Source organism: Pseudomonas eucalypticola, assembly GCF_013374995.1.
Taxonomy (GTDB): domain Bacteria; phylum Pseudomonadota; class Gammaproteobacteria; order Pseudomonadales; family Pseudomonadaceae; genus Aquipseudomonas; species Aquipseudomonas eucalypticola.
In genome coordinates this window covers 5,622,046-5,640,201 of sequence record NZ_CP056030.1, presented here as the reverse complement: position 1 = coordinate 5,640,201, position 18,156 = coordinate 5,622,046, and the positions used below count along the sequence as shown (strand labels likewise).

At 64.2% G+C, this 18,156-nt stretch carries 16 protein-coding genes; 10 read left to right on the top strand and 6 right to left on the bottom strand.

The window, feature by feature from the left end; translation table 11 throughout:
* Nucleotides 1–60 precede the first annotated feature (60 nt).
* Nucleotides 61–1,398, top strand: a complete 1,338-nt coding sequence (rhlE1, locus tag HWQ56_RS25205) for an RNA helicase RhlE1 (protein WP_176572023.1) — start codon at nt 61–63, stop codon at nt 1,396–1,398.
* Nucleotides 1,399–1,494: 96 nt separating this feature from the next.
* On the opposite strand, the gene HWQ56_RS25200 is transcribed toward rhlE1, so the two are convergent.
* Nucleotides 1,495–2,730 carry a TIGR03862 family flavoprotein gene (locus HWQ56_RS25200; protein WP_176572022.1) on the bottom strand — a complete coding sequence of 412 codons (1,236 nt, stop codon included), beginning with the start codon at nt 2,728–2,730 and terminating at the stop codon, nt 1,495–1,497.
* A 150-nt stretch (nt 2,731–2,880) separates the two neighbouring features.
* A complete protein-coding gene (locus tag HWQ56_RS25195; RefSeq protein ID WP_176572021.1) occupies nt 2,881–3,798 on the bottom strand; it encodes a histone deacetylase family protein in 918 nt (305 codons plus the stop codon).
* Nucleotides 3,799–3,879: 81 nt separating this feature from the next.
* Between HWQ56_RS25195 and HWQ56_RS25190 the strand changes: the two genes are divergently transcribed.
* From HWQ56_RS25190 to HWQ56_RS25175, 4 genes are all read left to right on the top strand, one after another.
* On the top strand, nt 3,880–4,449 hold the full coding sequence (locus HWQ56_RS25190; RefSeq protein WP_176572020.1) for a GNAT family N-acetyltransferase: 570 nt from the start codon (nt 3,880–3,882) through the stop codon (nt 4,447–4,449).
* A gap of 88 nt (nt 4,450–4,537) precedes the next feature.
* The gene (gene tesB / locus HWQ56_RS25185) at nt 4,538–5,407 is read left to right on the top strand and encodes an acyl-CoA thioesterase II (protein ID WP_176572019.1); all 870 of its coding nucleotides are present in this window, start codon (nt 4,538–4,540) and stop codon (nt 5,405–5,407) included.
* The gene (locus HWQ56_RS25180; protein WP_176572018.1) at nt 5,404–5,997 is read left to right on the top strand and encodes an HAD family hydrolase; all 594 of its coding nucleotides are present in this window, start codon (nt 5,404–5,406) and stop codon (nt 5,995–5,997) included. Before tesB ends, HWQ56_RS25180 begins: the two co-directional genes overlap by 4 nt.
* A gap of 255 nt (nt 5,998–6,252) precedes the next feature.
* Nucleotides 6,253–7,533 carry a carbohydrate porin gene (locus HWQ56_RS25175; protein ID WP_158153512.1) on the top strand — a complete coding sequence of 427 codons (1,281 nt, stop codon included), beginning with the start codon at nt 6,253–6,255 and terminating at the stop codon, nt 7,531–7,533.
* Here the strand turns inward: HWQ56_RS25175 and ypfJ are convergent, their stop codons facing one another.
* The gene (gene ypfJ, locus HWQ56_RS25170) at nt 7,534–8,433 is read right to left on the bottom strand and encodes a KPN_02809 family neutral zinc metallopeptidase (protein ID WP_176572017.1); all 900 of its coding nucleotides are present in this window, start codon (nt 8,431–8,433) and stop codon (nt 7,534–7,536) included.
* A gap of 146 nt (nt 8,434–8,579) precedes the next feature.
* On the opposite strand from ypfJ, the gene pcaH reads away from it, so the two are divergent.
* Together pcaH and pcaG are read left to right on the top strand one after the other, a co-directional pair.
* Nucleotides 8,580–9,299: a protocatechuate 3,4-dioxygenase subunit beta gene (gene pcaH, locus HWQ56_RS25165; protein WP_158153514.1), complete on the top strand. Its 720-nt coding sequence runs from the start codon at nt 8,580–8,582 to the stop codon at nt 9,297–9,299.
* 13 nt (nt 9,300–9,312) lie between these two features.
* On the top strand, nt 9,313–9,918 hold the full coding sequence (gene pcaG / locus HWQ56_RS25160) for a protocatechuate 3,4-dioxygenase subunit alpha (RefSeq protein WP_158153515.1): 606 nt from the start codon (nt 9,313–9,315) through the stop codon (nt 9,916–9,918).
* Nucleotides 9,919–9,987: 69 nt separating this feature from the next.
* On the opposite strand, the gene HWQ56_RS25155 is transcribed toward pcaG, so the two are convergent.
* The gene (locus HWQ56_RS25155) at nt 9,988–10,809 is read right to left on the bottom strand and encodes an aldo/keto reductase (RefSeq protein WP_176572016.1); all 822 of its coding nucleotides are present in this window, start codon (nt 10,807–10,809) and stop codon (nt 9,988–9,990) included.
* A 29-nt stretch (nt 10,810–10,838) separates the two neighbouring features.
* Nucleotides 10,839–12,557 (bottom strand): FAD-dependent oxidoreductase, encoded by a 1,719-nt coding sequence (locus HWQ56_RS25150; RefSeq protein WP_158153517.1) that lies wholly within the window; start codon nt 12,555–12,557, stop codon nt 10,839–10,841.
* Nucleotides 12,558–12,745: 188 nt separating this feature from the next.
* Here HWQ56_RS25150 and HWQ56_RS25145 point away from each other — a divergent pair, with 188 nt between their 5' ends.
* Entirely contained in the window at nt 12,746–13,522 is a 777-nt protein-coding gene (locus HWQ56_RS25145; protein WP_158153518.1) for an IclR family transcriptional regulator, read from the top strand.
* Between the two features lie 160 nt (nt 13,523–13,682).
* A complete protein-coding gene (locus tag HWQ56_RS25140) occupies nt 13,683–14,426 on the top strand; it encodes a sugar phosphate isomerase/epimerase family protein (RefSeq protein ID WP_176572483.1) in 744 nt (247 codons plus the stop codon).
* Nucleotides 14,427–14,508: 82 nt separating this feature from the next.
* Here HWQ56_RS25140 and HWQ56_RS25135 read toward each other — a convergent pair whose 3' ends face one another.
* Nucleotides 14,509–15,825, bottom strand: coding sequence for an MFS transporter (locus HWQ56_RS25135; protein ID WP_176572015.1), 1,317 nt, complete (start codon nt 15,823–15,825; stop codon nt 14,509–14,511).
* Between the two features lie 350 nt (nt 15,826–16,175).
* On the opposite strand from HWQ56_RS25135, the gene quiC reads away from it, so the two are divergent.
* Complete coding sequence (quiC, locus tag HWQ56_RS25130; protein WP_158153520.1) at nt 16,176–18,086, top strand: 3-dehydroshikimate dehydratase QuiC; 1,911 nt, start codon at nt 16,176–16,178, stop codon at nt 18,084–18,086.
* Nucleotides 18,087–18,156 lie beyond the last annotated feature (70 nt).

Sequence of the window (18,156 nt, the reverse complement as noted above, 5' to 3'; positions counted from 1 at the left end):
CCACACGCCCTGACAAGGTAAACTGCGCGCATTGCAGAATTTGACCTGACGGTACCCTCGATGACATTCGCCACCCTTGGCCTGATTGAACCCCTGTTGCGCGCCCTGGAAACCCTTGGCTACCAGACCCCGACGCCGGTACAGGCCCAGGCCATTCCAGCGGTGCTGGCCGGCCGCGACCTGATGGCCGCCGCCCAGACCGGCACCGGCAAGACGGCCGGCTTCGCCCTGCCCATGCTGCAGCGCCTGACCATGGAAGGCCCGAAAGTGGCCAGCAACTGCGTGCGCGCGCTGGTACTGGTGCCGACCCGGGAACTGGCAGAACAGGTGCACGCCAGCATCCGTGAGTACGGTGAGCATGTGCCGCTGAGCACCTATGCGGTGTACGGTGGCGTAAGCATCAACCCGCAGATGATGAAGTTGCGCAAGGGCATCGACCTGCTGGTGGCCACCCCGGGCCGCCTGCTGGACCTCTACCGCCAGAACGCGGTGAAATTCAACCAGCTGGAAACCCTGGTGTTGGACGAGGCCGACCGCATGCTTGACCTCGGTTTCGCCGAAGAACTGCGTGATATCTACGCCGCATTGCCGAAAAAGCGCCAGACGCTGCTGTTTTCGGCCACGTTCTCCGACGACATCCGCCTGCTGGCCGGGCAGATGCTCAACGACCCGCTGAGCATCGAAGTCAGCCCGCGCAACGTAGCGGCTGCCACTGTGAAGCAGTGGATCGTCACGGTGGACAAGAAGCGCAAGCCGGAGCTGTTCATCCACCTGATGAAGCGCTTGAAGTGGAAGCAGACCCTGGTCTTCGCCAAGACCCGCAACGGTGTCGACGCCTTGGTCGAGCGCCTGCAGGGCCTGGGCATCAACGCCGACGGCATCCACGGCGACAAGCCCCAGGCCACGCGCCAGCGCGCCCTGGACCGCTTCAAGGCCAATGAAGTGCAGATCCTGGTGGCCACCGACGTGGCGGCCCGCGGCCTGGACATCGACGACCTGCCCACCGTGGTCAACTTCGACCTGCCCATCGTCGCCGAAGACTACGTGCACCGCATCGGCCGCACGGGCCGGGCGGGCCAGACGGGCGAGGCGATTTCGCTGGTGTGCGCCGACGAAGTGCAATTGCTGTCGGCTATCGAAGTGCTGACCCGCCAGACCCTCAAGCGCCAGGAAGAATCGGGTTTCGAACCCGACCACCGGGTCCCGGAAACCAATGCCAGCGGCGAAGTGCTGAAAAAACCGAAAAAGCCGAAGAAACCTAAGGTCAGCGGTGGCAAGCGCACCTTGGGCAAATGGATGGACAGCGGCGATACGCCCACCGAAAACGTTGCCCCGGCCGTCAAGCCCGTGCGCAAGGTTCCGGCCTTCAACACCGGCCCACGCAAGCGCAAGCCTTAAGGCGCTGTGTAGCAGCGGACCCGGCCGCGTCCGGGCCGCCGCGCGGTTTCATTCACCCCGCGTGACAGCCGCCGCGGCCAGGCCCGCTGCTGAGGGTCAGGTGCGCAACCAGTCCAGCGCGCCCTGGGCCGCAACCCGTCCACTGGCCAAGCATGCCGTCAGCAGGTAGCCGCCCGTCGGCGCCTCCCAGTCCAGCATTTCCCCCGCGCAGAACACGCCTGGCATCGCCGTCAGCATCAACCCTGCATTCAGCGCCTCAAAACGAACCCCGCCGGCGGTACTGATCGCTTCATCCAGCGGCCGTGGCCGCACCACGACGATGGGCAACGCCTTGATTGCTGCCGCCAGCACCTGTGGGTCGTCAAAGGCAGCCTTGTCCGTCAGTTCGCGCAGCAGCGCGGCTTTCACGCCGTCGATGCCCAGCACGCTGTGCAGATGCTTGGCCATGGAGCGCGAACCGCGCGGCTTGCTCAAGGCCGCCGCCACTTTATCCACAGCCTTGCCCGGTAGCAGGTCGAGGTAGACCGTCGCTTGCCCCTGCGCATTGATCTGCTCGCGGATGCGTGCCGACAGGGCGTACACCAGGCTGCCCTCGATACCCGTGGCGGTGACGATCGCTTCACCCAGGCGCGGTGTCTCACCGGCCATGTGCATGGCCACGTTCTTCAGGGGGGCGCCAGCGAACTTGTCGCGCAGCAGGTCACTCCAGGCCGCCACTTCGAACCCGCTATTGGCGGGCTGAAGGGGGGCGATGGCGACCTGGCGCTCGGCCAACCAGGGCAACCAGGCACCATCGGAGCCCAGGCGCGCCCAACTGGCGCCGCCCAGGGCCAGCACCGTGGCGTCCGGCTTCACCGCCAACTCGCCCCCAGGGTGTTGAATACGCAGGCTGCCGTCGAGGTTCCAGCCCTGCCAGCGATGCCGGGTGTGGATAACGACCCCCTGTTCCCGCAGGCGCTTGAGCCAGGCGCGCAGCAGGGGCGCGGCCTTCATGTCCGTGGGAAATACACGCCCGGAGGTGCCGATGAAGGTGTCGATGCCCAGGCCGTGAATCCACTCGCACAGGCGTTCGGCGTCGAACCCGGCCAGCATGGCCGCCACCTCATCACGTCGCTCGGCGTAGCGGGTGACGAACGCGGAGTACGGCTCGGAATGGGTGATGTTCATGCCGCCGACCCCAGCCAGCAGGAACTTGCGGCCCACCGATGGCATGGCATCGAACACTTCAACGCGCACGCCGGCCTGGCTCAGCACTTCGGCGGCCATCAGGCCGGCGGGGCCGCCGCCGATGATCGCGACATGATGGACAGGGGCGGGGAGGGAATCGGACATGAGGGCCACACGGTGCTGAATAAGCCGGTCATTGTAGCTGATCGCCGGTGGATAAAAAACGTACAGCCGCCTGCAGGCCACGCCGTTACTGGCGTGGCAGAGCTTTCCCGCAGGTTATCCACAGGCGGTTCCACAGCCGATGTGGGTAAGTCACAATCCCAGATCTGTCCACACCCGCTGGGCACTGTGGTGCAGCAGCCCGTGGCGGCGGGCCAGGGCCTGGCGGTCCTTGCTGTAGCCGCCGCCGATCACGCCCATCACCGGAATGTCCCGGCCCAGGCAATGGCGCAGCACACGCTCGTCCCGGGCCGACACACCCGCATCGGTCAGTTGCAGGTACCCCAGGGCATCATCCTTGTGCACATCCACACCGGCGTCGTACAGCACAATGTCAGGCCGATACAGCGGCAACAGATAGTCGAGCGTTTCGTCCACCACTTGCAGGTAAGCCTCGTCGCCCATGCCCATGGGCAGTGGAATGTCCCAGTCGCTGTCGGCCTTGCGCGCGGGGAAGTTTTTCTCGCAATGCAGTGACACGGTGATGGCGCTGGGGGTGTCCGCCAGGATGCGCGCCGTGCCGTCGCCCTGGTGCACGTCGCAGTCGAAGATCAGCACGTTGCCTACCTGGCCACTGCCCAGCAGGTAATGGCTGATCACTGCCAGGTCATTGAAGATGCAGAAGCCGGCGGGGTGGTCATGATGGGCATGGTGGGTGCCGCCGGCCAGGTGGCACGCCAGGCCATGCTGCAACGCCTGCTCGGCCGCGAGCAACGAGCCGCCCACCGCGCGCACGGTACGCCGCGCTAGCGCTTCGGACCACGGCAGGCCCAGGCGGCGCTGGTCTTCGCGAGCCAGGTTGCCGGCCATGTAGCGCTCGATGTAGTCACGGTCGTGGGCCAGGGCCAGGATGTCCGTCGGGCACAGCTCGGGGCGCAGCAGGTCGGCGTCGCGTACCAGTCCGCTGGCCACCAGGTGGTCGCGCAGCAGGCGGAACTTGTCCATGGGGAAGCGATGTTCCGGGGGGAACTGGGGGCTGTAGTCGTCGTGGTAGATCAGTGGCAGCGGCATGGGCACTTTCGGCGCAAGGGGTTGCCTGAATCTTGCCACTGGCAGAGTAAACTTCAAGGACCGTCAACGGGGAATACAGTGATGAAGCCGATCCTGGAGCTGGAAAGCGCGCGCCTGATCCTGCGTCAATGGCGTGATGACGACCTGGCGGCGTTCGCCGCCCTGTGCGCCGACCCGCAGGTGATGCGCTATTTTCCGGCCTTGCTGAGCCGCCTGGAAAGCGCGGCCTTGATTGGTCGTATCCGAGGGCACTTCAATGAGTACGGCTTCGGGCTTTGGGCACTGGAGCGCAAGGATACGGGGGATTTCATTGGCTTTACGGGCCTGCTCAATGTCGATTTCGACGCGCCTTTCACCCCAGCCGTGGAAATCGGCTGGCGCCTGGCCCGCGATCATTGGGGCCTGGGGTTCGCCAGCGAGGCTGCCTGGACCAGCCTGGGTGCCGCGTTCGAGCGGTTGGGCCTGGATGAGGTGGTGTCGTTCACAGCCCAGGTCAACCTGCCGTCCCAGAAGATGATGCAGGCCATTGGCATGCAGCGTGACCCCTTCGGCGATTTCGACCACCCGGGCCTGCCGGCAGGGCATGAACTGGAACGCCATGTGCTGTACCGGATCGACCGCGACCAATGGCGCCAGACACTGCGCGGCTAGCGCTTGGTCGCTGCCAGGCTTTTTGCCTGTATCATTCGCCTTCACTACCTCGCCTCACGGGCACTGTTACTGTTTTTGGAGAGTTCGAATGAGCCACGTGTTGGACGATCTGGTTGACCTGCTGACCCTCGAACCCATCGAGGAAAACCTGTTTCGCGGTCGCAGCCAGGACCTGGGTTTTCGTCAGCTGTTCGGCGGCCAGGTACTGGGCCAGTCGCTGTCGGCCGCCAGCCAGACCGTCGAGGATGCACGTCATGTGCACTCCCTGCATGGCTACTTCCTGCGCCCGGGCGACGCCCAGCTGCCGGTGGTGTACATGGTCGACAAGGTACGTGACGGCGGCAGCTTCAGCACCCGCCGGGTGACGGCCGTGCAGAAAGGCCAGCAGATCTTCACGTGCAGCGCTTCGTTCCAGTACGACGAAGCGGGGTATGAGCACCAGGCAGCGATGCCTGGCGTGGTAGGGCCAGAAAACCTGCCGACCGAGCTGGAGCTGACCCAGCGCATCGCCCACACGCTGCCCGAGCAACTGCGCGATAAGCTGCTGTGCCCCAAGCCCATTGAAGTACGCCCGGTGACCGAGCGCGACCCCTACAACCCGGTCCCCGGCGACCCGGTCAAATACGTGTGGTTTCGAGCCGACGGCACCTTGCCGGACATCCCCGCCCTGCACAAATACATCATGGCCTATGCCTCTGACTTCGGTCTGCTGACCACGTCGCTGATGCCCCACGGTAAATCGGTGTGGCAGAAGGACATGCAACTGGCCAGCCTCGACCATGCGCTGTGGTTCCACGGCGACCTGCGCGCCGACGACTGGTTGCTGTATGCCATGGACAGCCCCTGGGCCGGCAATGCCCGCGGGTTCTGCCGCGGCAGCGTGTACAACCGTGCGGGCCAGTTGGTAGCGTCCGCGGCCCAGGAAGGCCTGATTCGCCACCGCAAGGACTGGGCATGAGCCTGCGCGACATACGCCACTGGGTGTTCGACATGGACGGCACCCTGACGGTGGCCGTGCATGATTTCGCCGCCATTCGCGTGGCCCTGGATATTCCGCCCGAGGATGACATCCTGACCCACCTGGCCGGCCTGCCTGCCGAGGTCGCGGCAGCCAAGCATGCCTGGCTGCTGGAGCACGAACGGGAATTGGCCGTGGCTTCGCGTGCCGCCGAGGGGGCCGTCGAACTGGTGCGCAGCCTGGCGGCGCGCGGTCACACCTTGGGTATCCTGACGCGCAATGCTCGGGAGCTGGCTCACATTACCCTGGAGGCCATCGGTATTGCCGACTGCTTCGCGACCGCCGACGTACTGGGCCGTGACAATGCGCTGCCCAAGCCGGACCCCGATGGCCTGCTGAAACTGGCCAGTGGCTGGGGCGTGTCGCCGTCACAGATGGTGATGGTGGGCGATTACCGCTTTGACCTCGACTGCGGCCGCGCGGCCGGCGCCCACACGGTGCTGGTCAACCTGCCGGAAAACCCGTGGCCCGACCTTGCCGACTGGCACGCGCCGACCTGCTCCGACCTGCTCGACCTCGCCACTCGCTGAGCCCCCCGCACCGAGTAGGATCGGTCATCGCCTGGCGGGGCTTTCACGCTTGGAAAGCCCCGCTCGACCATCGCATACCTGCGTATGAAACTAAACTAACTATTCCGATCATTTTCTTAAATTCCGCAACACAATTTTGTTACCATTGGTCTTAATTCCGCAGAGGTGCGTCATTATGATGCACCCCCTCGTACTAGGCTAACTGTCCCTGCCGGCCGATACCTCCTCCTGAATCAATCGAAATCGTAGAGAATCATGCTCATCAAATCTTCGCGTCGCATCAAGACTTCAGGCCTGGTGGCCGGCCTGTCGCTGGGCTCCCTGGTGGTTCCGGGCCTTGCCCTGGCCGACGACTCGCTCATGACCGGTAACTGGGGCGGTGAACGTACCCGCCTCGAAAACGAAGGCGTGAAGATCACCAGCGACTACGTGTCCGAAACCTTCGGCACCGTGCACGGCGGCGAAAGCCATGGCGCTCGTTACGCTCAGCAACTGCGCATCGGCGCGCGGTTCGACCTGAGCAAGATTCTGGGCGTGGACAACGGCGGCCAGGTACAGATCATGGTCACCGACCGTCGTGGCAACAGTGCCTCCAACGACCTGGTAGGCAACCGCCTGCCGGTGCAGGAGATCTACGGCGGCCAGTACACCCGCATCAGCGAATTCAGCTATGCGCGTACCATCTTCACCCCTGACCTGGAGATGAAGGTCGGCTTCATGCCCATGGGTAACGACTTCGGTGGCATGAGCATCCTCACCAACTTCGTCAACGCCGGCTTCTGCGCCCACCCGTTGTCGATGTCCGGTGGCAGTGGCTGGACCAACGCCCCGACCGGCCACTGGGGCGGCATGCTGAAGTACAAGATCAACGACGAGTGGGCGATCCAGACCGCCGCGTTCGAGGTCAACCCGATCACCAACAGCGAGTCCAAGTACGCCCTGCGCATGAGCCCGGATCATTACACCGGCACCATCATGCCGATCGAGCTGATCTACACCCATGCCGGCGAATACGACGGCCAGTACAAGTTCGGCTGGTACTACGACACCTCCGATACCGCGCGTATCGACCACAACGGCACCGCTGCCGGCCGTTCCGGTTCCTACGTGCTGGTCGACCAGTCCGTATGGCATTCGGCTACCGACCCCAAGCGCAACCTGCACGTGTTCGGCCAGGCTACCCAGACCGACGTGGCCACTTCGCCGTTCCGTCACTGGTACTCGGCCGGCGTGGTGCTGCACAAGCCGTTCGACAGCCGTCCTGACGACGCCATCGGCCTGGCCTACGGCCGTGCGGTGCTGAACCCGCACACCCGTGACAACCAGATCGCCGCCGCGTCCACCGCCGCTGCAGCCGATGAAATCAGCAACCTGGACAGCGGCGAGCAGCTGATCGAGCTGAGCTATACCGCCCAGGTCACCAAATGGCTGACCGTGCGCCCTGACGTGCAGTACATCAAGGAGCCAGGCGCGTTCTACGGCACCAACACCCAGAACGCGCTGATGGCCGGCGTGCAGATCAAAGCGGCGTTCTGATCACAGCGCCTTGGCGCCAAAGGTATCGCACTGGTTCACCTGACCCTGTGCGAAACCGGCCTTGAACCAGCGCACGCGCTGGGCCGAGGTGCCGTGGGTAAAGGAGTCGGGGACCACGCGTCCCTGGCTCTGCGCCTGCAAGCGGTCGTCGCCGATGGCATTGGCGGCATTCAGCGCCGCTTCCACATCCCCCGGTTCCAACCAGTTCAGCCGTTGCTGGGCGTGGTACGCCCACACCCCCGCCAGGCAGTCCGCCTGCAATTCCTGCCTTACCGACAAGCCACTGGCGCCTTCCATGGGCTGGCCACGCTGGCGTGCGGCCTGGATCTTGGCCGACACCCCCAACAGGTTCTGCACATGGTGGCCCACTTCATGGGCAATCACGTAGGCCTCGGCGAAATCGCCAGCAGCATGGAAGCGCTGGGCCATTTCCTTGAAGAAGTCCATGTCCAGGTACACCTGGCGGTCACCCGGGCAATAGAAGGGGCCCACCGCCGAGGTGGCGAAGCCGCAGGCTGAATTCACCTGGCCGCGGAAGAGCACCAGCTTGGGGTCCTGGTATTGCTTGCCCGCCTGCTGGAACACCTGCGTCCAGGTGTCCTCGGTGTCGCCCAGGATGGCGCGCACGAAATCTGCCTGTTGGTCGTTGGCGGGCGGGGCAGGGCGATCACGGGTCTCCACCGGCGCGGTTTGCGGCTGGCTCAGTTGCCCGGTCAGTTGTCCGAGAATCTGCATCGGGTCCTGGCCAGTGAGCAAGCCAAAGCCCACGATCAGCACCACGGCGGTCAGGCTCAGGCCTTTGCCACCGATGCGCAGGCCGCCACCGCCGCCGCCTGCGGCAGAATCATCATCGCGGGCGTCGACCACGTTGTCACTGCGTCGGCCTTTTTTCCACAGCATGGCTTGGACCCTCCAGAACAGCGGTATGGATAACCAATCGGATATGTATGGTGCTGCTATATTCAATTTTCGATACTAAAGATTTCATTGAGACTAGCCGCAAGCCTGTCCGCAGGACCCAATAAATCAAATAATAGGAGAACGGCATGTCTTCCCAAGACACCAGTCGCTTCGTTATCCGTGACCGTAATTGGCACCCCAAAGCCCTGACCCCCGACTACAAGACCTCCGTGCCGCGCTCCCCGCGCCAGGCGCTGGTGAGCATTCCGCAATCTGCCAGCGAATCCACCGGCCCGGATTTCTCGCACCTGAAATTCGGCAAGTACGACAACGACCTGCTGCTGAACTTCAACAACGGTGGCCTGCCGATCGGCGAGCGCATCATCGTTGCCGGCCGCGTGTGCGACCAGTACGGCAAGCCGATCCCGCACACCCTGGTGGAAATCTGGCAGGCCAACGCCGGTGGCCGCTACCGTCACAAGAACGACCGCTACCTGGCGCCGCTTGACCCCAACTTCGGTGGTGTCGGCCGCATGGTCACTGACAGCGAAGGCTACTTCAACTTCCGCACCATCAAGCCGGGCCCGTACCCATGGCGCAACGGCCCGAACGACTGGCGCCCGGCGCACATCCACGTGTCCGTCAGCGGCCCGTCGATCTCTACGCGCCTGATCACCCAGCTGTACTTCGAAGGCGACCCGCTGATCCCGATGTGCCCGATCGTCAAGTCCATCGCCGACCCGGAAGCGGTGCAGAGCCTGATCGCCAAGCTCGACATGAACCACGCCAACCCGATGGACTGCCTGGCGTACCGCTTTGACATCGTGTTGCGCGGCCAGCGCAAGACCCACTTCGAAAACTGCTGAGGAGAGCGCCACCATGCCTATCACATTGCTCAAGGAAACACCTTCGCAGACCGCTGGCCCCTACGTGCACATCGGCCTGGCCCTGTCCGCCGCCGGCAACCCGCCGCGCGAGCAGGAAATCTGGAACCAGATGGCCAAGCCAGGCGCCCAGGGCGAGCACATCGTGCTGCTCGGTGACGTCTACGACGGCAACGGCCACAAGGTGCGCGACTCGTTCCTGGAGTTCTGGCAAGCCGATGCCAACGGCCATTACGACACTGACTACAACCTTGAGAAGCCGTTCAACAGCTTCGGCCGTACCGCCACCACCTTCGACGGCGGCGAGTGGGACCTGCACACCATCAAGCCGGGTGTGGTGAAGAACGCCGCCGGCGTGCCAATGGCGCCGCACATCAACGTCAGCCTGTTTGCCCGTGGTATCAACATCCACCTGCAAACCCGCATCTACTTCAGCGACGAAGCCGAGGCCAACGCCAAGGACCCGGTGCTGAACCTGATCGAGCAGCCAGCGCGCCGCGAGACCTTGATCGCTACCCGTTGCGAAGTGAATGGCAAGACGGCCTACCGTTTCGACATTCGCATCCAGGGCGAAGGCGAGACCGTGTTCTTCGACTTCTAAGCCGAAAAGCCGACACAAAAAAACCGCCTTGATGGGCGGTTTTTTTGTGTCGCATCGCTTGATAAGGAATCAATCCCACTGCGGCGCGAAGGGCGGGCTCACCAGGCGCTGGTCCTTGGGCAGGCCGGCGATCAGCGCGCGGTCTTCATCATCCAGCTGAACCTGTAGTGAGGCCAGGTTGCTCAACTGGTTGGCGCGGCTCGCCGCTTTCGGAATGGCAGCCACGCCGTCCTGGTCCAGCAGCCACTTGAGCGCTACCTGGGTAGGCAGCACGCCGTGCTTCTCGGCGATGGCCTGCAACTGCGGATAGTCCGACACCCGGTTGCGCACGATAGGGCTGTAGGCGGTCAAAGCCATGTCGTGTTTACGGGCCAGTTGCAGCAGCGGGGTCTGGTCCAGGGTGACGTGGTATTCCACTTGCAGCACCGACAGCGGCGCTTTCAGTTCTTCCAGCACCTTGGTCAGCAGCGGCAACGGGAAGTTGGCCACGCCGATGTTGCGGGCGCGGCCGTCTTCCGTGAACGAAACCAGCGTCTCGATGGTGCGCTCCAGGTCCCAGTCCTTGGTGGGCCAGTGGATCATGAACAGGTCGATGTAGTCGCTTTGCAAGGCCTTGAGGGTGTTGTCGAACGACTGGCGCATATCGGCTGGTGCCAGCTTGTCCCACCACACCTTGCTGGTGACGTGGATCTGCTCGCGCGGCACCGAGGTCTGGGCCAGGGCGTTGCCCACGGCGTCTTCATTGTTGTAGCCGGCAGCGGTGTCGATGTGGCGGTAGCCCACATCCAGCGCCTGGACCACGGCGGCGGTGCATTCCTGGCCGACCATGGGCCAGGTACCCAGGCCCAGCTTGGGCATGTTCAGCCCGTGACGGTTGGTGATGCTCTGCATGCTCGATCTCCCTGCATTCGTGGTGGTGTTCATTCGTAGGTCGTTGCGCCTGCCAGGTGGCGGCCGGCGATGTAGCCGAACGTGGTGGCCGGCCCCAGGTTGATGCCGCCGGCGGGGTAGTAGCCGCCCATCATGCTGGCCATGTCGGTGCCCGCTGCGTACAGCCCGGCGACGGGCTGGCCGCTGGCGTCCAGCACCTGGGCGTGTTCATTGGTGCGCAGCCCGGCGAAGGTGCCGAAGCTGCCCGGTTGAACCTTGACCGCATAAAAAGGCCCCTGTTCGATGGGCGCCACGCAGGGGTTGGGCTGGTGCAGCGCGTCGCCCTGCTTGCGGTTGTAAGGGGTGGCACCACGGCCGAACTCGGGGTCCTGGCCATTGCGTGCGTGGCGGTTGAAATCGTTGACCGTCTGCACCAGGCCGGCGGGGTCGATGCCGCAGGCAATCGCCAGTTCTTCGATGGTATTGCCGGTCTTCAGGTAGCCATTGGCGACCCACGGCGAGACGGGCAGGGGGAAGGGGCGGGAAATGCCCAGGCCATAGCGGCGCTGGAAGGCATGGCTGCAGATCAGCCATGACGCGACCTCTTCACCCGGTGCTTCGCGGACCATGGCGTTGGTGTAGTCGTAGTAGCCGTCGGCCTCGTTGACGAAGCGCTTGCCGTTGGCCAGCACGCCGATGATGCCAGGCTTGCCGCGTTCGATGATGTGCGGGAAGTGGCCGAAGCTGCCGTCTTTGTAAGGCACCTTCGACACCGGGCACCAGGCCGCCGCGCTCACCAGGTCATCGGCCACCTGGCCGCCCACGCTCTCGCCCAGGCGCAAACCATCACCGCTGGCGCCCAGGGGTGGCAGGGCCAGGTGTTCGTGGCCGGTGGGCGTGCGCGGGAACATGGCCTTGCGCCGTTCCACATCATTGGGGAAACCGCCCGCCGCCAATACCACGCCTTTGCGGGCTCGGATGGCAATGTCCCCCTTGGCTGTCTGCACCACGGCGCCGGCCACGCGGCCTTGCTCGTGGATCAGGCTTTTGGCCGGCGCCGATTCCCACAGCAGTACACCCAGGTCTTCGGCCGACTTGGCCAGCCGTGCTACCAGCGCCACCCCATTGACCAGGTGCATGGCCCGGCCGTGCACGGCCAGGTCCCACAGGTGGCGGCTGAAGCGCTTGGTCACGTGCAGCAGCGACTTCCAGGAGCGGGTCAGGGTCAGGAATGCGGTCAGGTCTGCACCCGCCATGATCGGCATCCCCATGAACGAGGTTTCGCGCATGGTCCGGCGCAGGCGTTTGAGCAGCTTGCCCACTTGTCGCGCGTCGTAAGGCGCGGCGATCACCGAGCGCCCGCCAGTCCCCGCTCCCGGTGTGTCACCGTGGATATCGGCAATGGCGTTGCCATCACTGAATTGCAAGGACGTGTGCTGTTCGAAGAACGCCACCATGCGCGGTGCCGCTTCCAGGAAAGCGTCGACGATGGCCGGGTTGAAGCGCTCGCCCAGTTCATGTTCCAGGTAGGTGCGCGGCAACGAGACGTCTTCGTCGATGCCCGCGCGCTTGGCCAACGGGTTGCAGGGCGTCCACATCCAGCCGCCGGACCAGGCGGTGGCGCCGCCGAAGACGTCGTCCTTTTCCACCAGGATGACGTTCTGGCCATGCCAGGCGGCGGTCACGGCGGCCGACAGCCCGGCCGCGCCAGAGCCGATCACCAATACATCGCAGTCCACGGTGGAATGAAGCGGGGTAGCGGCAGGCATGAAGGAGAACTCCTGGCGGCTCGGTGGGATGACGGATTTTGTAGTATTCTGGAACCGCGTTCCACATTCTATGGCGGCCATGTCGTCGCCGCCAAGGGTGCGCGTGGCGAAAATGGGCGAAGATCGGACAGCTTGCGCTTCGCCCCGCCCCGTTTAGAATCGCCCCACTTTCACCAGGACCCGTCACCATGGCCGGCAGTCAGATCGAACGTGCTTTCAGCCTTCTGGAAAGCCTCACCAGCGACCCCCGGGGCTTGCCCATGCAGACCCTGGCCGAGCAACTGGACATTCCCAAGAGCGCCACCCACCGCATGCTCGGTGAGCTGATGCGCCTGGGTTACGTGCGCCAGAACCCCGACAATAGCCGTTACCACCTGTCCACCAAGCTGGTGGCCATGGGCTTTCGCTACCTGGCCAGCAGCGGCGCCGACATCGTCCAGCCGATCCTGGAGCGCCTGGCCCAGGAAACCGGCGAGCTGGTGCGCCTGGGGGTGATCGACGGCGAGCGCCAGACCTGGATTGCCAAGGCCCAGGGCGCCCGTTCAGGGCTGCGCTACGACCCGGAAATGGGCCAGGACGCGCCGCTGTTCTACACCGCGTCCGGCCACGCCTGGCTGGCGAGCCTCAGCGACGCCCAGGCGCTGGCCTTGGTCGAGCGCCAGGGTATCGCCAACCGCGAAGACTTCGGGCCCAATGCGCCGAAGTCCAATACCCAATTGCTCGAACACCTGGAGCAGACCCGCCAGCGTGGCTACTCGCTGGTCATGGAAAGCTCGGCAATCGGCACTTCGGCCATCGCTGCCGTGGTGCGTCGGCCGGTCGATGGCCACGTGGTGGGTGTGGTCAGCGTGGCCGGCCCTACCGCGCGCCTGAGCCAGGCCCGCCTGCAGGAACTGTCGACGCCCCTGCTGGCCGCCGCCGCGGAGCTCTCACAGGCGTGCCCGGCGTCCGAACTGTTCAGCTGATGGCCTGACCCCGCAGCTGGTCGTGGCGTGGAAAAACCTCTTGCGAGAAAATGGAACTGAGTTCTAAATATTCAGACCAGAACAACACCAAGAGGATTTCCTTGTGCAACGCATCCTGTCCCTCGCCGCCCTGACGGTGCTTGAATTGTCCCCACCGGACATGGTCGAAGTCGCCGCCCGCGCCGGCTACAGCCATGTCGGCCTGCGCACGGAACCGGCGACCAGCGAAGAGCACCACTACCCCCTGGTGCGCGATGCCGAGCTGCGCCGCCAGACGACCGAACGCCTGCGCGACACAGGGATCAAGGTGCTGGACATCGAGATCCTGCGGCTCAAGCCCGAGACCCTGGTGGCAGATTTCGCCGGGCACCTGGCCGTCGGCGCCGAGTTCGGCGCCACTGAACTGTTGGTGGCGGGCAATGACCCGGACGAGGCGCGCCTGACCGAAAACTTCGCCGCCCTGTGTGACCTGGCCAAGCCCTACGGGATTCGTCCGCACCTGGAGTTCATGCCCTGGACCGATGCCAAGAACCTCGTGCAGGCCATGCGTATCGTCGAGGCGGCGGGGCGGGACAATGGCTGCGTGCTGGTGGATGCGTTCCACTTCGACCGTTCGGCCTCGCGCCTGGAAGACCTGCGCCAGCTGCCGGCTTCACGTACCCATTACGTGCAGCTGTGTGACGTGGCCGGTCCCCGCCCCGATGACATGGCCGAGATCCTGCGCCAGGCGCGCAACGAGCGGCGCTTCCCGGGGGATGGTGATTGCGATCTGCTGGGGCTGCTGCGGGCATTGCCGGCGGGCTTGCCGCTGAGCCTGGAAGTGCCGGTGCGCGACGGCGGCAGCGCCTTGGAACGGGCAAAGAAGGCGTTGGACAAGACCCTGCAGGTCCTGGAGCGCCTGTAGCAGCGGACCCGGCCGCGTCGCAGTCACCGCGTCTGCCGATCTATGCGGTGACTGCGACGCGGCCGGGTCTGCTACGGCGGCACTAGTCGACCACCGGCACCTTGCGCGGCGCCATCAGGTACAGCCAGGTCAGGGCAATGAAATACATGCCCGGGATGATCATGAACAGCACGTGGTAGTTGTTGTGGGTCACGGTCAGGATGTAGCCCACGATCTGGGTCATGAACATGCCGCCCACCGCCGCGCACATGCCGCCAAAGCCGAACACGGTGCTCATCATGGGCTTGGGGGTGTAGTCCATCACCACGGCCCAGATGTTCGCCGTCCACGCCTGGTGCGCAGCGATGGCCAGGGAAATCGCCAGTACCGCCACCCACAGATTGCTGGCGCCCGCTGCGCCGATCACGGCGACGATGCACAGGGCGAACAGCAGCATGGAGGTCAGGCGCGCCTTGACCGGTGATACCCCACGGCCAATCAGGAACGACGACAGGATGCCGCCACCCACGCTGCCGAAGTCGGCGCTCAGGTAGATGATGATCAGCGGGATGCCCATCTGGGTCACGTTGATACCCAACTGGTATTGCTGGTTCAGGAACGGCGGCAGCCAATAGAGGTAGAACCAGAACACGGGTGCAGTCATCGCATTGGCCAAGGCATAGGCCCAGGTGCCACGCATGCGCAGAATGCGGTGGAACGGCACGGCCTTTTGCTCAGGCTCGGGTTCGGCCTGGATGTAATCCAGTTCGCTCTGCTTGACCCGTGGGTGGTCTTCGGGGTTGTAGTACTTGAGGGCCCAGAACACGCTCCAGGTCAGGCCCAGGCACGCCATGCAAATGAACGCCGCCTGCCAGCCCCACACGGCGAGGATCAATGGCAGCATCACCGGAGTGATCATCGCGCCGACGTTGGTGCCGGCGTTGAAAATACCGGTGGACACCGCGCGCTCGCCAGCCGGGAACCACAGGCGCGTGGTCTTCACGCAGGCGGGGTAGTTGGCTGCCTCGGTCATGCCCAGAATGAAGCGGCACACCATGAAGCCCACGGCGGAGGTGGCCAGCCCGTGCAGCCCGGTGGCCACGCTCCAGAGCAGTACCGCGCAGAAGAACACGCGTTTGACACCCACCTTGTCGATCAGCCGGCCTTGCAGCACGTAGCCGATGGCGTAGCCCACCTGGAACCAGAAGTTGATGTTGGCGTAGTCCATCGCCGTCCAGCTCATTTCCTTGGCCAGGATAGGCTGCATGACGCCCAGGGCGGCACGGTCGATGTAATTCAGGGTGGTGGCGAAGAACACCAGGGCGAGCATGCCCCAGCGGGTTTTGCCCACGGCCAGGGCGCCGCGGATTTTCTCGCCCATGCTCGCATGGCGAGGCGCAAGTGCATTTACAGCGTGCATGATGGTTACCCGATTTTTGAAATTTTTATGGAGTAGCGCGGTTCTGAAGTACGCTGGGTTGGCGTAGCTCAGTGCTGCGTCTGCTGGCTTTTGGCCGGCTGACGGGCTTCAATGAGGGGGGCGATGGTGGCGATTGATCGAAAAATCGTCAATTGAGCGGGCGGCTTTCCGGTCGATAATCGCACACAAAACTAACTGGTTCGTACGCCCAAAAAGTGCGGTATAAATTAGCATCCACGCATTCTTTTAACCCGCCGCAGGTGCGCCTGACACCCTGTAGCGGACATCGGCCAGCTGGCCAGATGCGCACCCGTGAAGTGCCCTGGCCGCCAGCCCCATGGAGCTGAAACATGCATCGTTCGATTGCCACCGTCTCCCTGAGCGGTACCCTGCCGGAAAAACTCGAAGCCATTGCCGCCGCGGGTTTCGACGGTGTCGAGATCTTCGAAAACGACCTGCTGTACTACGATGGCAGCCCCCGTGAAATTCGCCAGATGTGCGCCGACCTGGGCATCGCCATCACCCTGTTCCAGCCTTTCCGTGATTTCGAAGGCTGCCGCCGCGACCGCCTGGCCCGCAACATCGAACGCGCCGAGCGCAAGTTCGACCTGATGCAGGAACTGGGTACCGACCTGGTGCTGGTGTGCAGCAACGCGTCGGCGGACTCGGTGGGCGATCGCCAGATCCTGGTCGACGACCTGCATCTGCTGGCCGAGCACGCCGGCAAGCGCAACCTGCGCATTGGTTACGAAGCCCTGGCATGGGGCAAGCACGTGAACACGTACCAGCAGGTCTGGGACATCGTCAAAGCCGCCGACCACCCGAACCTGGGCGTGCTGCTGGACAGCTTCCATACCCTGTCGCTCAAGGGCGACCCGGCGGCCATCGCCGACATTCCGGGCGACAAGATCTTCTTCGTGCAGATGGCCGACGCACCGATCCTGAACATGGACGTGCTGGAGTGGAGCCGCCACTTCCGCTGCTTCCCGGGCCAGGGCGAATTCGACCTGCCGGGTTTCCTGGCGCCGATCATCAAGTCCGGTTACACCGGCCCGCTGTCGCTGGAAATCTTCAACGATGGCTTCCGCGCCGCGCCGCCGCGCGCCAACGCTGCCGACGGCCTGCGTTCGCTGCTGTACCTGGAAGAGAAAACCCGCAAGCTGCTGGAACAGGAAGCGGCGCCGGTGCCGAACCTGGACATCCTGTTCTCGCCACCTCAGGCCGACGCCTACGACGGTATCGAATTCCTCGAGTTCGCCGTGGACGAAGCCCAGGGCGCCAAGCTGACCAACGTGCTGGAGCAACTGGGCTTCGCCAAGGCCGGCCAGCACAAGTCCAAGGCGGTGAGCCTGATGCGTCAGGGCGACATCAACCTGATCCTCAACTCCGAGCCGTACTCGTTCGCCCACAACTTCTTCGAGTCCCACGGCCCTTCGCTGTGCGCCACCGCCATTCGGGTGAAAGACAGCGCCAAGGCGCTGGAGCGCGCCGTGGCCTACAAAGGCCAGCCGTTCCGCGGCCTGGTCGGCCCCAACGAACGTGAACTGGCCGCCGTGCGCGCGCCGGATGGCAGCCTGATCTACCTGGTGGACCAGGATGCGCAGGGCCGCACCATCTACGACACTGACTTCAGTGTCAAAGAGGTCAAGCAGAACCCGCTGGGCCTCAAGCGCATCGACCACATGGCCATGGCGCTGCCGCCGGACAACCTGGATAACTGGACGCTGTTCTACAAGAGCCTGCTGGATTTCACCGCCGACGATGAAGTGGTGTTGCCCGACCCTTACGGCCTGGTCAAGAGCCGAGCGGTACGCAGCCGGGACAGCTCCATCCGCCTGCCGCTGAACATTTCGGAAAACCGCAACACCGCCATCTCCCACGCGCTGTCCACCTACCGTGGCTCGGGCGTGCACCACATCGCCTTCGACTGCGACGACATCTTCGCTGCGGTCACCAAGGCCAAGGAAGCGGGCCTGGCCCTGCTGGACATCCCGCTCAACTACTACGATGACCTGGCCGCGCGCTTTGACTTCGATGATGAGTTCCTGAGCGAGCTGGCCTACTACAACGTGCTCTACGACCGTGATGCCAATGGCGGCGAGTTGTTCCACGTGTACACCGAACCCTTCGAAGATCGCTTCTTCTTCGAAATCATCCAGCGTCGCAATGGTTACGCCGGGTACGGGGCGGCGAACGTCGCGGTGCGTCTGGCCGCCATGGCCAAGGCGCGCAGCAAGGGTGTTCGCCACGCCAAACTGTAACCATTTGTATGGAACTGCAAGCCTTTGGTTGTAGACCGGGGCTTGCAGGCTTCCTTCGCCGCGCTGGCCG

Coding starts and splice junctions, on each gene's coding strand:
- rhlE1 (WP_176572023.1), top strand. CDS start 61: ATGACATTCGCCACCCTTGGCCTGATTGAACCCCTGTTGCGCGCCCTG.
- HWQ56_RS25200 (WP_176572022.1), bottom strand. CDS start 2,730: ATGTCCGATTCCCTCCCCGCCCCTGTCCATCATGTCGCGATCATCGGC.
- HWQ56_RS25195 (WP_176572021.1), bottom strand. CDS start 3,798: ATGCCGCTGCCACTGATCTACCACGACGACTACAGCCCCCAGTTCCCC.
- HWQ56_RS25190 (WP_176572020.1), top strand. CDS start 3,880: ATGAAGCCGATCCTGGAGCTGGAAAGCGCGCGCCTGATCCTGCGTCAA.
- tesB (WP_176572019.1), top strand. CDS start 4,538: ATGAGCCACGTGTTGGACGATCTGGTTGACCTGCTGACCCTCGAACCC.
- HWQ56_RS25180 (WP_176572018.1), top strand. CDS start 5,404: ATGAGCCTGCGCGACATACGCCACTGGGTGTTCGACATGGACGGCACC.
- HWQ56_RS25175 (WP_158153512.1), top strand. CDS start 6,253: ATGCTCATCAAATCTTCGCGTCGCATCAAGACTTCAGGCCTGGTGGCC.
- ypfJ (WP_176572017.1), bottom strand. CDS start 8,433: ATGCTGTGGAAAAAAGGCCGACGCAGTGACAACGTGGTCGACGCCCGC.
- pcaH (WP_158153514.1), top strand. CDS start 8,580: ATGTCTTCCCAAGACACCAGTCGCTTCGTTATCCGTGACCGTAATTGG.
- pcaG (WP_158153515.1), top strand. CDS start 9,313: ATGCCTATCACATTGCTCAAGGAAACACCTTCGCAGACCGCTGGCCCC.
- HWQ56_RS25155 (WP_176572016.1), bottom strand. CDS start 10,809: ATGCAGAGCATCACCAACCGTCACGGGCTGAACATGCCCAAGCTGGGC.
- HWQ56_RS25150 (WP_158153517.1), bottom strand. CDS start 12,557: ATGCCTGCCGCTACCCCGCTTCATTCCACCGTGGACTGCGATGTATTG.
- HWQ56_RS25145 (WP_158153518.1), top strand. CDS start 12,746: ATGGCCGGCAGTCAGATCGAACGTGCTTTCAGCCTTCTGGAAAGCCTC.
- HWQ56_RS25140 (WP_176572483.1), top strand. CDS start 13,683: ATGGTCGAAGTCGCCGCCCGCGCCGGCTACAGCCATGTCGGCCTGCGC.
- HWQ56_RS25135 (WP_176572015.1), bottom strand. CDS start 15,825: ATGCACGCTGTAAATGCACTTGCGCCTCGCCATGCGAGCATGGGCGAG.
- quiC (WP_158153520.1), top strand. CDS start 16,176: ATGCATCGTTCGATTGCCACCGTCTCCCTGAGCGGTACCCTGCCGGAA.